Annotated in this window: 10 protein-coding genes; 9 read left to right on the top strand and 1 reads right to left on the bottom strand. The window is 58.9% G+C overall.

Annotation, left to right across the window (positions count from 1 at the left end; all coding sequences use genetic code 11):
• Positions 1-363: 363 nt before the first annotated feature.
• From F7R26_RS23815 to F7R26_RS23855, 9 genes are all read left to right on the top strand, one after another.
• A complete protein-coding gene (locus tag F7R26_RS23815) occupies positions 364-2,688 on the top strand; it encodes a type VI secretion system Vgr family protein (RefSeq protein ID WP_150984977.1) in 2,325 nt (774 codons plus the stop codon).
• A gap of 7 nt (positions 2,689-2,695) precedes the next feature.
• Positions 2,696-4,930, top strand: a complete 2,235-nt coding sequence (locus F7R26_RS23820) for a chitinase (protein WP_193692232.1) — start codon at positions 2,696-2,698, stop codon at positions 4,928-4,930.
• Positions 4,930-5,379 carry a hypothetical protein gene (locus tag F7R26_RS23825; protein WP_150984978.1) on the top strand — a complete coding sequence of 150 codons (450 nt, stop codon included), beginning with the start codon at positions 4,930-4,932 and terminating at the stop codon, positions 5,377-5,379. Before F7R26_RS23820 ends, F7R26_RS23825 begins: the two co-directional genes overlap by 1 nt.
• A 1-nt stretch (position 5,380) precedes the next feature.
• Positions 5,381-6,352: a hypothetical protein gene (locus tag F7R26_RS23830; protein ID WP_150984979.1), complete on the top strand. Its 972-nt coding sequence runs from the start codon at positions 5,381-5,383 to the stop codon at positions 6,350-6,352.
• 143 nt (positions 6,353-6,495) lie between these two features.
• Positions 6,496-7,395 carry a tetratricopeptide repeat protein gene (locus tag F7R26_RS23835; protein ID WP_150984980.1) on the top strand — a complete coding sequence of 300 codons (900 nt, stop codon included), beginning with the start codon at positions 6,496-6,498 and terminating at the stop codon, positions 7,393-7,395.
• 679 nt (positions 7,396-8,074) lie between these two features.
• Positions 8,075-8,608 carry a hypothetical protein gene (locus tag F7R26_RS23840; protein WP_150984981.1) on the top strand — a complete coding sequence of 178 codons (534 nt, stop codon included), beginning with the start codon at positions 8,075-8,077 and terminating at the stop codon, positions 8,606-8,608.
• A gap of 93 nt (positions 8,609-8,701) precedes the next feature.
• A complete protein-coding gene (locus tag F7R26_RS23845; RefSeq protein WP_150984982.1) occupies positions 8,702-8,959 on the top strand; it encodes a PAAR domain-containing protein in 258 nt (85 codons plus the stop codon).
• Positions 8,960-10,192, top strand: coding sequence for a hypothetical protein (locus tag F7R26_RS23850; protein WP_150984983.1), 1,233 nt, complete (start codon positions 8,960-8,962; stop codon positions 10,190-10,192). It abuts the gene before it with no gap.
• Positions 10,159-13,776 (top strand): ImcF-related family protein, encoded by a 3,618-nt coding sequence (locus F7R26_RS23855; protein ID WP_241754703.1) that lies wholly within the window; start codon positions 10,159-10,161, stop codon positions 13,774-13,776. Before F7R26_RS23850 ends, F7R26_RS23855 begins: the two co-directional genes overlap by 34 nt.
• Positions 13,777-13,843: 67 nt before the next feature.
• Here F7R26_RS23855 and F7R26_RS23860 read toward each other — a convergent pair whose 3' ends face one another.
• Positions 13,844-14,323, bottom strand: coding sequence for a transposase (locus F7R26_RS23860; RefSeq protein WP_150984984.1), 480 nt, complete (start codon positions 14,321-14,323; stop codon positions 13,844-13,846).
• Positions 14,324-14,365 lie beyond the last annotated feature (42 nt).

The following is a 14,365-nucleotide window of genomic DNA, read 5'->3' on the forward strand; positions in this document are numbered from 1 at the left end:
GGCACGCCTGCGGTGGCGCACGCCAGGCGTACTTCCCGCTGCTGCCCGGCGCGGCCCATCGAATAATAGGAAATTTCCGAATATTGGCATTGCCAATGCTCGGTGATTCATCACAAAAATTTTTTAAATTTCTTCAAAGAATAGGACACGTCCGATTGATCATTTCCGCACTCACCCAGTAGCATGTTTTCCGAATCGGGCCAGAGCACCGAGCTCACAGCGTTTCGCAGCCCGAACTTCGAACAGACGTGGTTGCATGGTGAGCCACGATGCCAAGCATCGAGTCACTTGTCGTTCCTGGCGTGCGCAACCAATCCGCCAGGAATCTTGCCGCGAAGCGGCAGGCGTGACAACGGAGAAGACATGGACGTTATCGACAAATTCGAGGCCTACGGCACAAGGATGCCCGGGCGCCAGGCTTATCATCTGGACGTTCCTCGCGCGGCCAGCGCGGCGGAACTGTCGGTGGTGTCGTTCGAGGCAGTGGAGCGATTGGGAGAGCTCTACACCGTCACGATCCGGCTAACCCACCCGCTGGAACTCGATCGGGCGGAATACCTCAATCGTGACGCGACCTTCGTGATCGACCCCGGCGACGGTAGCGAGCCGCGCCGGTTCGCGGGGTGGATATCGGCGTTCTCACGCACGAAACGCACGCGCGATTTCTTCGCTTACGAAATCGTGCTCCGGCCACTGGCCGCGCGGCTCGAACTTGTCCGGACCACGCGCATCTACCAGAACAAGACGGCCCCCGAGATCATCGAGGCTATCCTGCGCCGGCACGAGCTCCGGGGCCACCAGTTTGCCCTCAAGGTGCGCCGCAAGTACACCCAGCACAAATTCCGCTTCCAGTACCAGCTATCCGACTGGGAATATGTCCAGTTGCTGATGCGCCAGGAAGGGCTGTATTGCTACTTCATCCCGGGAAAGTTCGGCGAGATGATTGTCTTCGGCGACGACATCGACCACTACGTCTACCAGCCCGAACTGCGCGTGCCCTATCGCGAGACCGCCGGGCTCGAAGCCGGCATCGAGGCGGTATCCGACATCCAGGTGCACGCCAGGACCGTGCCCGAATCGGTCCTGGTCGCCGACTACAACCCGGATCAGGCGTGGGAACCCATCAAGGGCGAGGCCAACGTCGCGCGCAAGGACAAGACAACTTACGGCCAGCAGTATATTTACGGCACGCATCATCTGGACATAGCCGAGGCGAAGTGGGAAGCGCAGCTGCGCCATGAGGCCCTGCTTGCCGGCCAGCTTGTCTATGCGGGCGAGAGCAACGTGCTCAGACTGCACTCCGGCTGCATCCTGCGCATGGATGAGCCATTGGCCGAGGCCCCCAACGGCCAGGTCATCACCGAAGTCATCCATACCGGGGGGCGTGATGCCGCTTACTGCAACACCTACCAGGCCATTCCGTCGGACCGGCGCTTTCGCCTGCCGCTGGACGAGGAAAGCTGGCCGAAAATCCAGGGCACGCTGAGCGCGCGCATCACCTCGCCCGGCCAATACAAGTACGCGTACCTGACAAAAGCGGGCCACTACGTCGTCCGCTTCGATTTTGATCTTGAGTCATGGCCGAAGGGCATGGAAAGCGCGGCCATACCCCTGGCCAAGCCGTATGCCGGCGGTCTGCATACCGGGTTCCACTTCCCGCTCATTGACGGCACCGAAGTCGCAATTGCCTTTCGCGACGGCAACCCGAACAAGCCCTATATCGCGCACGCGCTGCATAACAGCCGGCAAGAGGACCTGATCACCAGCCAGGACCGGTGGCTGTCGCGCAACCTGATCAGGACGCAGAGCAACAACAAGCTGTGCATGGAGGACTGGAAGGGAGAGGAGAGCATCAAGCTTTCCACCGAATATGGTGGCAAGACCCAGCTCAACCTTGGCTACCTCGTTGATCGCAACAAGAAGAAGCGGGGCGAGGGCTTTGAGCTGCGTACAGACGCCTGGGGAGCGATCCGGGGTGGCAAGGGGTTGTTCCTTTCGGCGGACGGGCAGCCGAATGCTGGCGGCGAGCAACTTGCCATGTCAGATGCCGAAGCTACGCTGCGGCAAGCCATGGACATGATGCGCAGCCTCAACGATTCCGCAAATGCCGCCAAAGCGTGGCTTGCGCAGATCGACCAGCAGCGCGCCTTGATCGAGCAGACGCTTACGCAACTCAAGGCGCCTGCGATCCTCGCCAGCGCGCCGAAAGGCATTGGCATTGCCAGTGGGCGGGACATGCAACTCGCTGCGAGCCAGCAAATCTTCATGACGGCTGGCGGTGGCCTGGACATCGGGGCAATGAAGCGCATCACCGCCGCAGCCGGCGAGGCCATCTCCCTGTTCGCGGCAAAGCTGGGTATCCGGATCTTCGCTGCAAAGGGCAAGGTGCAAATACAAGCCCAAGGCGATGCGCTGGAGTTGATGGCACTCAAGAATGTTGCTGTCAGTTCCTCGACTGGCGAAGTCATGATCACCGCCTCGAAGGGCATCACCCTCGGCGATGGCGCGGGCGCATACATCCGGATTGCCAACGGGAAGATCGAACTCGCCAGCCCCAGCGGGGAGGTCAACGTCAAGGGCAACTTGCGTACCGACGATCCCGCCGGCGGCAACTTTGCCTTCCCCGCCTGGGAGGCTGCCCCGCTGCAAGACGTGAAGCGCAACATGAAGTTCGGGTTCTCTGAATAAGCAGGCCATGGCAACGACGACACCACAGCAGCCAGCCAAGACGCCGGTGAAGACACTGAACTTTGCATACCCGTTCCGCAAGGCTCCCGAAGCCCCCGGCAAGCCATCGGCCGACTTTGCCGACCAGCACGAATTTCACCGGCTGCTACGCAAAGAGCCTGGTGGCGCATACGCCGTCAGCCGGAAAGGGATGTGGCACGGCGGCATCCACATCACTGACGCAGGCGCCGGTCAGTCACTCGACCTCACGCATGGCGTGCGCTGCATGGCCGACGGAGAGGTGGTTGCCTGGCGCGTCAACCGGACCTACCTGCCCAGCGCAATCCCGGCGCAGGGTGACAAGGCCGCATTCAGCGCCCAATTCAGCACGGGCTTTGCACTGGTGCGCCACGTGATGGAATTTCCGAAAGACAACACGCTGACTTTCTTCAGCCTGTACATGCATCTGCAGGATTTCGCCAGTTATGAAGCGGACAAGGCATTGCCACGGCCTTCGTACTGGATAACATGGCTCCGGGTCACGGATGCCGCCAGCGACAAGCCCGATGCCAGTGCGAGTGGGGTGGGCGCTCCCGCCGAGCAAACCGGATTGCGCGTCCGCACCTCCAAGCCAGGAGGAACGATCCTTGGCATTCTGCCTCGTGGGGCGCAGTTCAGTCTTCTGAAGCGGGACGGGAACTGGGGCCAGATCGAGTCCGTGCATGTGTCGGCCATGGTTCCGCCCAAAGTCGGCGGGTATGTCGCGCCGGACGCTGCGGAGAAGGGATGGATCTATCTCGGCAAGGAGAGCGGGGCCTACGTCGTCGAGACCGTTATGCCTGATACCTCGCTGGATCGCGTGGTCGCACCACCCAAGCCGGTTCCAATCAACGCAGGCGATCTCATCGGCCACATCGGACGGTTCGATTCGCTCAGCGAACGGGTCCCAGCCCGCATGGTCCATCTGGAGATGTTCTGCGGCGACAGCATCCAGTCGTTCATCGAGACGAGCCGCGCATGGGTGACCGAAAACGGCGCAAAGCCGAAAGCGTGGGAGCAATTGGAGTTGCCGGCCGACCCCACGATTCTGCGGATCGACCGGCGGACGACGCTCTACAAGAACCCGAACCAGCAAGGCCAGGACGCGCCTCTGACCGATGTTGTGCAGGCATATACGCTGGCGGAACTCGGCCAACGTAACGAAAAGCCACACACCGAGACCAGCGCGGGCAGTGATGGCGAGAAGATGCGCTGGTGGAAGGTTGACAGCGCGGACGTACGTCGCCAGGACATCACCGGCTGGGTGCGCGAGCAAAACTTCGCGGGAGGGCGGATCTCGCGCGAGTTCGCGCAGAAATGGGTGGACTTCGAGATCCTGCATGACCCGCACGATTCCACCCACACCATCTTTGCCTCGACGCAGGCGTACGTCGACTACGCGACCGGCGCAGACGTCCCGAACGCCGGCGCCATCGACAAACTCAACCCGCTGATGCAAGCCGTTTGTCGGCAGCTATATGCGACAGGCGATGGCAGCCAGGCGGCGAACGACCTTTGCGTTGCCTCCCAGGACGCATGGGCGGCAATGCGGGCATCGCGGCTCATTGTCAAGCATGAGAGCGAATGGGCGAATCCGGACAAATGGAAGCAGCTCATTTCCGAGATCGAGAAAAAGGTCGGGCCGGATGAGGCTCATGAGGCCGAACGCAAGCGCATCCAGGCGCTGGCCTGGTGGGACGCTGTGAAGGAAGATTTCCCCGCCCTTCCGGCTCCGCAGGTGTTTCATATTCATCCGATTGGGATGATTGGGAATTTTCTGAATACGGAGGACTGTAAATGTGGCTGTTGCTATGTGAGCCAATTTTCCGTAACAAAACTGGGTCCCATTTACGGACCGGTATATTGGGGAAATAAACCGTTGGAGAAATCATCCGTGCTGGTGGAGCTGGCAGATAGCGGTGAAATAACTGGTAGCGAGCGGAGAATATTGGTTGCAATGTCACCCAATGAGGGGAATCTGGACGCCGTACAGTCCTATGACAGTGAAGTACTTACGGCTGGTGCCATGCAAAAGACCATCAATCCCGTTGGTGACGGAGAGTTTCCAATTCAGGTTTTAAAGTTTCGTGAAGATGATAACGCCGCTTATCGGGAATTGTTCGAGAAATGCGGATGGAGTGTTGAGAGAAGCGGAAATTCTGTTCGCATGTATTATACGCACCATTCCTTGACAGAGGGTCAGCCGAAACTGGCGGCCATTTGATGGATATTATTCGAAAAGGGTGTTCGGCACAGAACTTTGGCAAGAAAATTGCCAATATTCCGTTGGCGTCGATCGTACATGCCATTTCGGATCCCCGATTCGAACGCAGGCAAGTGATGGATTTTCTGGTTCGCCTCCGAGTCAGAATTTTGCCATTTAAGCCGAACGGCTATCAATATAGCATTGCTAGTTACTTTCAATCGGATCTTGGGCGAGCTACGGCACTCGATCACCACGTGAATCGCCCTCACTATGTTGAGCGAGATATCGGAAGATCACTGGATCGATTTTTTGCAAATCATCCAAATGTATCGAGAAATCCAGCCGAATGGGGTGCGCAAAGATCGGCACACGAGAAGAAGATTGTTGAGCATTATGGTCACCATCGAGAAATGGCGATCGGCGTTGCTTCACCACGCTACGTGGCTTTGAAAAAAAGGATCGGCTGATATGACCATGCGCATAAAAAATCTGGTGACGATAACATCCATTACAGCCCTGTTTGCATCGCATGCCATGGCGGGTGACGACGTCTTGCAGATAAATAGGCAATCGCGAATCGAATTTTCCGATCCCCTTCAGGGTTGGGATAGAGATACCTATGGAGCGGGGTGGAAGCGCGCCAGATTGATCAAGCCGAGTGGAGAGATTGTGGAACTGCTGCCCTCTGAGAGGTTGACCTCCATAGGAGGCACAATTTTTTCTGGCGCATTTTATTCCAGCGTGTCGCCTAGCCGGAAGTATGTCTTTCTCTCTACTATCAACACAGGGGTGGTGGGCGACGGCCCTGCGCAGGCAGGGAAAAACATCCACAGCAGAGCATATTGCCCAGTTATTTCCACCGAATCTGGCTGCATTTTGAGCAGTAATACAGGAGAGGTCTGCGGTGGCCACTGGGAGGGGAAAAAAGATCTTTGGCGATATGGGGTAGATGATCGTACGGATACTATGTTTAAGTGGACATCTTTTAAGGCCGAAGATATATGGGGATCTTTCGTAAAATCGGAAAATTTCGCAAAGTCAGTAGACTGGCACTTCGAGCCAAAAATAAATGATGAGGTTGTCCGAAGTTTTGGTTTAAACAATATATTGGCTTGTGATCCACCATCGGCAAAAAACAGGGGGGCGTATCTTTTGGTTGCTCGGCAACTCGAGGTTGAGGGAAGAGGTATTGAAGCTAAGTTCCTCAGGAGAAAATCGAATGTCGGTGCCAAGCAGAATAATGGTGTCGATAGAGTTAAAGCGGATAAATCATGGCTATATGATGGTCCAGAAGATCAAGCTAGAACACGAATGTACCTGATCAAGGGGGATGAGATAGAGGTAATAAGTCCAGGTTCGTCGGGGTGGGTGTATGTCGAGTACAAAGGCAAGAATAAGATGGCGATCCGTAAATGGATTAAGGGCGAATCTATAGAGTGAATATCTGGTTTTTTGTTATCTGTAAAAATCTGAGTTTTTACATAATCAATCTCCGGGTGAAAATTCAGGGATTGCCTTCTTTCAGAATATGTTGTGGTGGTTAAGTTCTTCATTAAGAGTGGATTGAAAATATCAGTCGGTTCATGGGTATTGAGTTGAGACGGAATCTTAATTATCTTGAAGTCATTGTTTCTGCTCTCTTTATTGCGGCACTCGGTTTTTTCTTGCCGGCTATGGTGTGTGCGGCACAAGTAAATTTATCAGGTGAGTTCGAGGGCGATAAGATAATAGGGCGATTCTCTTTCCAAGATACTTCGAAAGGCATTTCGGTGGAATATTATTCGCCATCGCTCGGGAAAATTATTTTTTATTCTGTGGAGAAATTTGACGAGTGCAGTTCAATGGCGATCTATAGGATCCCGCGTACTCGAAAAATAGCAATTGATGGAAGCTGCCTAAGCCAAGGAGGTCAGGTATACCGATATGTGTACGAATGGAGGGGTGAATATTCAAATTGGTGCGTAATTAGAGAGATAACCGGAGGGCGAGCCGATGTTGCATCAGGAAAATTTGTGCCGTTAGAGAGAGTATCTCGAATAACCGGTTGCTCAACCATCGGATCTATGGGGCCTTATAGTTATGAATCCAGCGCGGATGCTTCTAGAGAAATAGAGAGAAGCATCATGGAATTTCGACTGGCGAGTCGAAATAAGGAAGATCTAAATCAATATATTCTCTCAATCACGTCCTACGATGTATCTGAGTTTTCTGAGTACGTTAGCTTCGAACGTGTTGGAAGCCTAAATGACATTGCATACTTTCTTGTTGAGAGCGGAAGATCAGATGATGCTATTCCACTGTTGAATTCTGTAGTCCAGAAATTTCCAAGGCGAATCGTTGCCAAATTGAATTTGGCAGATGCTTATTGGAATATTGGATTTGGCGATCGAGCATCTATTTTATATGGGCAATATTATCGCGAAATGGTATCTGGAAAATTGAAGGCAATGGTGCCGAAAAGGGTTGTTGATCGAATGAAATAGGGGTTATATATCACTTCCAATTTAACCGGGCTTGGTTGTTTTTATCTTCCTCCTGCGGAGAAGGAGTTGGGTTGGTTGTTTCGAGAAATTAAGGGGGCATAGTTTTTCATGAGGCAGAGGGCGGAATGCGATCTGAATGCGCTCGCAAGAGCGATTTCTCTTGCGGGATTAATCTTGTTCGGGGTGAGCGCGGAGGCCGAAGAGATAACGCTTTGTCAGCCTCATGAGGAGGTGTATTTTAGCTGTGGAAGTGAAGGAAAATTGATTTCGGTCTGCGCTTCGGGAAACATATCTCCGGATAATGGATACGTTCAGTATCGATTTGGAAGAGTTGGTGAAATCGAATTCGAATTTCCAAAAAAGCCGTATCCACCGAGAAGATGGCTTTCAATAAGCGATATATCGGAAGGAAATATAACGTTTACGCATCTGAAATTTAATTTTGGACAGTATAACTATGTATTGTATCAAGGCTCTCCAAGTGGAATATATATAAAGCGGAATGGGAAGTTGATTTCAAACCGTACCTGCGATCCCGGAGACTATCAGCCGATTAGCCCTCGAGCACTGAGGGGTATCAAGACAGTCGCGCCGATAGATGGCATAGATAACTGAGTTGAGCATAATGGCGGCCACGCGGAATCTAAAATAGGTTTGGACGAAAATTATATGATCGTAAATGATTTTAAAATATATATTGATTTTTAAAATTTCCTTGTTTGTGTCTCTTGCGAATGCTGAGGGCAGGCATGTTCCGTGTCCGGTGGTGTCTCCTGCTCAGGGAGTGTTCTCTGCCGCGCAGATTAAAAAGGGTGCGCTAGTTGCAGTTCAGGCAGGGGATGATGATTACCCTGTAATTTTGGTGTTGTATAAATCTGAAAACGGTTTCTGCCGGGAAGAGTTGGTTGCAAAATACTCAATCGAGGGGGCGGCGCCTCGGGTTGATTCTCTTTTCTTTGGGAGAATAAAAGGAGTAGTTAATCTATTTGTTATTGTCCGCTGGGAGCTGAGGCACGGTGGGCTGGGAACATATGGAGACCTCTATCAGGTATATGCATACGAGAGTGACAAAAACGGTTCTCTGGCTGAGAACAAAAATATCACAGAAAACAGCGAGATGACGGGTGTGGAGGGCTATGTTGAGCACCAAGCTTCCACTTTTCGCCTGAAGACGGCTCTCGATGTCAAGAATTTCATTAGACGGATGAGGTAAGTGATTTTTAGTGCGTAGATTTGGGGGGCGAGGTGGATTGTGGGGTTCTTAATAAGAGTAAATTAATTCATGTTTTAGGAGATTTTTAAACTTATGAAAGAACTAGCTTACGAAGACGACGATACGAGTCATGGCGGCAAGATCCTGTCGGGATCGGACCGCATTCAGGTCCGGGGGAGACGAGCCGCGCGGATCGGCGATATCGTGTCGTGTCCGATTCACGGCAACAACAAGATCGTGGAGGGCGGAGCCAGCATGACCGATGCGGGCGTGCCGCTTGCGCGCGACGGCGACCGGACCCAGTGCGGCAGTATCCTCATTGCTCACTGGCGCGGCGCGACGGTTCGGTAAATGCCCATCGATTTTCAGCGGGTACCGCCCAGAGCCACGGTGCCAGACCTGCCGCGCCCGTCGGTCGCCTGGTGGACGTTCCTGTTTGTCGCCATTGTGGGTGGGGGCGCTGCGTTTGTCATCTCCCTCTGGCCCGCGACAAAGCCGACAAACACCTTTTGGTTCTGGCTCTGCGTCATCGGCTATCCCTTGGGTGCTTGGGCCTTTCTGTGGAGCGTGGCCATGGCCGGCGCGTATGCGCGGCGCAGTGACGCCATGGCGGTCAACCGGGCGAGCGATGCCGAGGAACAGGACTGCCATGCGCGCGCTAGCAAGCCACTTGCGATTCTGGCCCACGCCTGGTGCTTTTCTGCTGACGACGCAGAGAACGGCGTTGAGGGCATTGCGAGCGGGCGCATGCAAATGGCTGCCCGGCCAAGTGCGGCATACCCTGAAACGGATGTGATCGCCCGCTGGATCGCGATACCCGAGAAGCCGTTCTACCCGGGCAATGAACTCTCGGAGCACGCCAGGCATAAAGTCGTCACTGACTGGCTGCTTGACCGCTTGCTCCGCCCGGTTATTGCGAGTCTGGAGTCCTTGCCGGCGCAGACCCGGCTACGTGTACGGCTCGTCTCTGCGTCATCCGTGGGGGCGGATGAGGTCCGCGCGCGACTTGAAGCCAAGATACTGGCATGCCTCCCGCAGTTGCCCGTTGCCACGACGGACGATACGGATCATCTGTCGCTGTTTGATGTCGATGCCTGGGCGGACCGCATGTCCGCAGACGAAGTGCAGCTACTCATCGCACTCCAGTTGAGGCGTGCCATCAGTGAACGCCTGGATGGCGGCGTGGCGGAGGCTGGCGTCGCTTTGCTGGTGGGCCGCCCCGGGGCCTCGCGGCATGGTTCCGCGCTGCACTTGCACCGTCCAGCCCAGGACAGCGCGCAGTCCGCCTCGGATTGCGTGGCGCTCGCAATGCGTTGGGGGCGAACCAGCACCGAAGGCATCGGTGCGGTTTGGGACCAAGCGCTTTCCGACGAGGTGGTCACGCATCTCAAGTCATCGTCGCCCCTGGGCGATGCCGTCACATGGGTGGATCTTGCGAAGACCATCGGCAACTCTGGTAGTGCGGGTGCATGGCTCGCGACTGTCCTCGCTGCCGAGAATGCTGCCCTGTCCGCCCAATCGCAACTCGTCCTCACCCAGGAGGGCGATCGGTGCATCGCCCTCGTGTGCCGCAAGCCATCATGAATGAATACAAGCCACAGCCAGTAGCACGCTACCTCTGTATCGCGATATTGATCCTCTTTGTCGCAGTCGGCCTCGCGGTTTGGTTCGAGGGGCCGGGGCAGGGGCTGTCGCGGCAGCAAGTCAAGCTGTTCGAGATTTCCTTGGCGATCGGGTGCATTGTGTCGCTGCTGCTGGCCAGGTATTACGAATGGTTGGCGCTAAAGATCCAGTTGCTGCGCGCCAGGCTGTGGGTGGCCAACTACGATGCCAGCAAGCGGGGCGAGGCGACGACGGCGGGGGGCGGCGAGCTGGCAGCGCGTCCCGGGAAACTGGCCACAATACGCGAGGCGCTTCACGTGCATCACGGCCGGCGCTGGCGTTACCGCCAGCCCTGGCTGCTGCTCACCGGCGACGACGCCGCCATCGCCCGCCTCCTGCCCGAACTGGCAGAACAAGGCTGGCTCATCACCCCCGACGCGGTGTTGCTATGGAGCAAGGCCAACAAGGAGGGCTGGCCGGACGCCGACTGGCTCAAGGCACTCTACAAACTACGCCGCCGCCGTCCGGTGGACGCGGTGATTCTCACAACGGATAGTGAGATGAATCTGCAGGCGCAGCGCCGTGGCGCCCATCCCCATGGAATGCGCCTGGCGCGCATCGCCGAATTGCTGCGCTGGTCCGCCCCGGTCTACCTGCTGGATGTGGCGGAGGCGAGAACGGTGGGTCACGGCGTCATGCCGGTCATTAGTTGCGAACTGCCGCGCCAGGCGGACGCGGACGCCATCGATGGCGCGCTGCGCACGCTGCGCGACCAGCTGGCGCAGCGCGTGGTCGCGCAGCTGATGGCGGGCAACCGCGACCGCTATATGGGAGAGCTTTCCCAGCGGCTCGACACCCGCGGCAAAGCGCTCGCTGACTGGATCGCCGGATTGGGGGGCCGGCAGCGCCGGCGCATCGCCGTGGAGGGCATCGTCTTTGCGCCGTATCCACGGCCTGTCGCCGGCGATGCGAACGTGCAGAGCAGCATCGACCTGCCGCTCTGGCACTACCTGGGCGAAGCCGCCCGCCGCCAGCCGGGACAGCGCGTTGGCTGGCACCCGGTTACGGTGTCTGCCATCGTGGGCCTGACGGCCATCGGCTTGTGGAGTGCGGGCATGCTGGTCTCCGGCGTGCTGAACGGGCGGGACATCCACGCCGCCCGGCAATCCGTGAACGACTTTCAGGCGGCTCCCAACCCGGCGGCCCGCCTGCGCGCGCTCCTTGCCTTGCAGCAGCAGATCGAGCGCTACGAGTACCGCACCCAGCATCACGCGCCGCTTGCGACCCGCTTTGGCCTGAATCGCGATCCGGCGGTCCTTGCCGCGCTGTGGAAGCCCTACGCGCAGGCCAGCCGCGAGTTGCTCGTCGCGCCCGTGCAGCGGGATCTGGAGGCGTCGCTGGTGGATCTTGCGCAACTGCGCACCACGGTGCTGGATGACACGACCAACCGGGTGGCGCTGAGCGGCCACCAGGCGCTCAAGACCTATCTGATGCTGGCCAACCCCGAACGCGCCGAGCCGGCCTTCCTGGTCCCGCAACTGGTGCAGCACTGGTCCACCGATGCCCGGATGACCCCGGGCGAGCGGCAGGACCTTGCCGAGCGCTTGCTCAAGTTTTATGCGGAGCATTTGAAGTCCAACCCGGCAGGGCGCATCGAGCCGCGGCCCGAACTGGTCGCCGGGGCCCGCCAGACGCTGCTGGCCGTGATCGGGGAGCGCAATGCCGAGGACACCGTCTATCGGGGCGTGATCCAGGCCTTTGGCGAGCACGCTGGCAGCAAGTATCCGGACCAGACCCTGGCGGCGCTGACCGCCGGCACCGATCCCCGGGGGCTGGTGCGAGCCACCGCCATCGTGCCCGGGGTCTTCACCCGCCAGGCCTATGAGGGCTATGTGGCCCCGGCGATCGAGCAGGCCGCCAGGCGCACGGAAATCGCCAATGACTGGGTGCTGACCGATGGCAAGCCGCCGTTGCAGACTGAGAGCCGTTCGGCCGAAGCACTGCAGGCGGCGCTGACCGAGCAGTACTTCGCCGATTACGCGGAGCATTGGCAGGGCTTCATGAACAGCCTGCAATGGGAGCCGGCGCCGACGCTGCCGGCCGCGATCGGGCAGCTCAAGCTGATGGCCGATGCGCGCCAGTCGCCGGTGATCGCGCTGATGAAGTCGCTCGAGTACCAGGGTGGCGCTGGCGCCCGCAAGGACTCGCTGTCCGATACGCTGGTGGCCAAGACGCAGGACCTGCTGGGCAGGAAGCCGGCGGGGCCCGAGGTGGCGAAGCCGGACGCGGCGGGGCCGCTGGGCGCGGCCTTTGGCCCGGTGCTGCGGCTGGTGGCGCAGGGCCAGCCCGGCAGCAGCAACGCGGGCACGGGCGCGGGCACCCATGCGGGCGCCAGCGGTGACCTGAGCCTGCAACGGTTCCTCGACCGCGCGACGGCACTGCGCTTGCGCCTGCAGCAGGTCGGCAACAGCGCCGATGCCAATGCGCAGGCCCGCCAGATGGCGCAGGCGCTGTTCCAGGGCAAGGGCTCGGAACTGGCCGACACCCAGGCCTATGCGCAGCTGATGGCGGCGAGCCTCGGCAGCCAGTGGGCGGGCATGGGCGAGACGCTGTTCGTGCGGCCCATCGCGCAGGCGACGCAGACGGTGCTGCAACCGGCGCAGGCAAGCCTGAACGACGCGTGGCGCCAGAGCATTGCGATGACGTGGAGCCGCTCCTTTGCCGGACGCTATCCGTTTGCGGACACCGCCAACGATGCCTCGCTGGCCGAGCTGGCGCGCTTCCTGCGCCCGCACAGCGGCTTGATCGGGTCCTTCCTCGGCACGCAACTGGCGGGCGTGCTCGAGCTGCAGGGCGATCAGTGGCTGCCGGCGGCCACCGGCGGGCAGGCGCAATCCTTCGATCCGGCCTTCCTCAACGCGATCAACACCTTGCAGCGCATGGCGGCGCACCTGCTGGCACAGGGCGAGCCGCAGTACCGCTTCGAGTTCAAGCCGATCCCCACCCCGGGGCTGACCGACACGCTGCTGACCCTCGATGGGCAGACGCTGCACTACTACAACCAGCGCGAGACGTGGCAGGCGCTGACGTGGCCGGGCAAGAACCTGCAGGACCCGGGCACCCGGCTGCAGTGGCAGACCGAGCGCGCCGGCACCAGCAAGAGTTATGAGTTCGGCGGCCGCTGGGGGCTGGTGCGGATGCTGGAGCGGGCGCACGTCGAGCCGGTGGATAGCGCGAACTACCAGCTGACGTGGCAGGCGAGGCCGGACGCGCTGGATGCGACGGAAGCGCTAGAGGGGCCCGGCGCGCCGAAGGCCTCTGCCGAGCGCCAGGCCGATGCGCACGGCCGGACCTTCGCCGAAGATCCCGACAGCCTGACCGCGCGCAGCGCCCAGGCGCCCGTTGCGGCGGACGTGACCTATCCGGTGCGCTACCTGATGCGCACCGAGGTCGGGCAGGGGCCGCTGGAGCTGCTGGCGCTGCGGGGCTTTGTGCTGCCAACGCGGATCTTCGTGGGCCGGGAGCCGCAGGCGGCGGCGCACGTCGTGCCCGCCCTGCGCAAGTAGAGATAGACCGAGGCAAGCAGAGGCAAACAGGGACAACGGGTTTTTGTTCAATCTTTGTTGGCGTTTGTCAGCTGGTCTTATCCTCAGGCGCAGCAAACAACGAAGTCACGTTCTTGGTCAGCACCAGCAACGTCGCGGTTTCGGCCAGCGCCTGCTCCTTGCGCCTCAACTCCCTCTCCAACTCCCGAATCCGCTTCTGGTCCTGCTCATGCCGCCTGCGCACCGCGCCAATCCCGCGGTTGTCCGCCAGCGCCGCCGCGGCGCTTTGCCGCCAGCATTCCAGCTCGGTCGGGTCGATGGCATTTTCGCGGCACCAGGCGCTCTTCTGCAACTCGCCCATGGCGCCGGTGGCAAGCACGGCATCCAGGCGCGCCTCACCGGCGCCGGGCGGGTTGGCCGGAGGTGGGGCGAGGGCCACCGCCCGCCAGCGCTCCAGTGCCGCCGGCGATATCCCCATCTCGGCGGACACCTGGGCAACACTGGCGTTTTCGGGAGGCAGCATCCGCGCAACGGCGCGTTCCTTGAAGGACTGTGTATATCTAGCCACTGTGATTCACCTTGATTCCTCTGTTGCCGCTCGGTTGCTGTC

This window comes from Cupriavidus basilensis (genome assembly GCF_008801925.2).
Lineage (GTDB): Bacteria > Pseudomonadota > Gammaproteobacteria > Burkholderiales > Burkholderiaceae > Cupriavidus > Cupriavidus basilensis.

Bases quoted from the DNA above. Each gene is read 5' to 3' on its own strand.
- F7R26_RS23815 (WP_150984977.1), top strand. From the start codon at position 364: ATGGACGTTATCGACAAATTCGAGGCCTACGGCACAAGGATGCCCGGG.
- F7R26_RS23820 (WP_193692232.1), top strand. From the start codon at position 2,696: ATGGCAACGACGACACCACAGCAGCCAGCCAAGACGCCGGTGAAGACA.
- F7R26_RS23825 (WP_150984978.1), top strand. From the start codon at position 4,930: ATGGATATTATTCGAAAAGGGTGTTCGGCACAGAACTTTGGCAAGAAA.
- F7R26_RS23830 (WP_150984979.1), top strand. From the start codon at position 5,381: ATGACCATGCGCATAAAAAATCTGGTGACGATAACATCCATTACAGCC.
- F7R26_RS23835 (WP_150984980.1), top strand. From the start codon at position 6,496: ATGGGTATTGAGTTGAGACGGAATCTTAATTATCTTGAAGTCATTGTT.
- F7R26_RS23840 (WP_150984981.1), top strand. From the start codon at position 8,075: ATGATTTTAAAATATATATTGATTTTTAAAATTTCCTTGTTTGTGTCT.
- F7R26_RS23845 (WP_150984982.1), top strand. From the start codon at position 8,702: ATGAAAGAACTAGCTTACGAAGACGACGATACGAGTCATGGCGGCAAG.
- F7R26_RS23850 (WP_150984983.1), top strand. From the start codon at position 8,960: ATGCCCATCGATTTTCAGCGGGTACCGCCCAGAGCCACGGTGCCAGAC.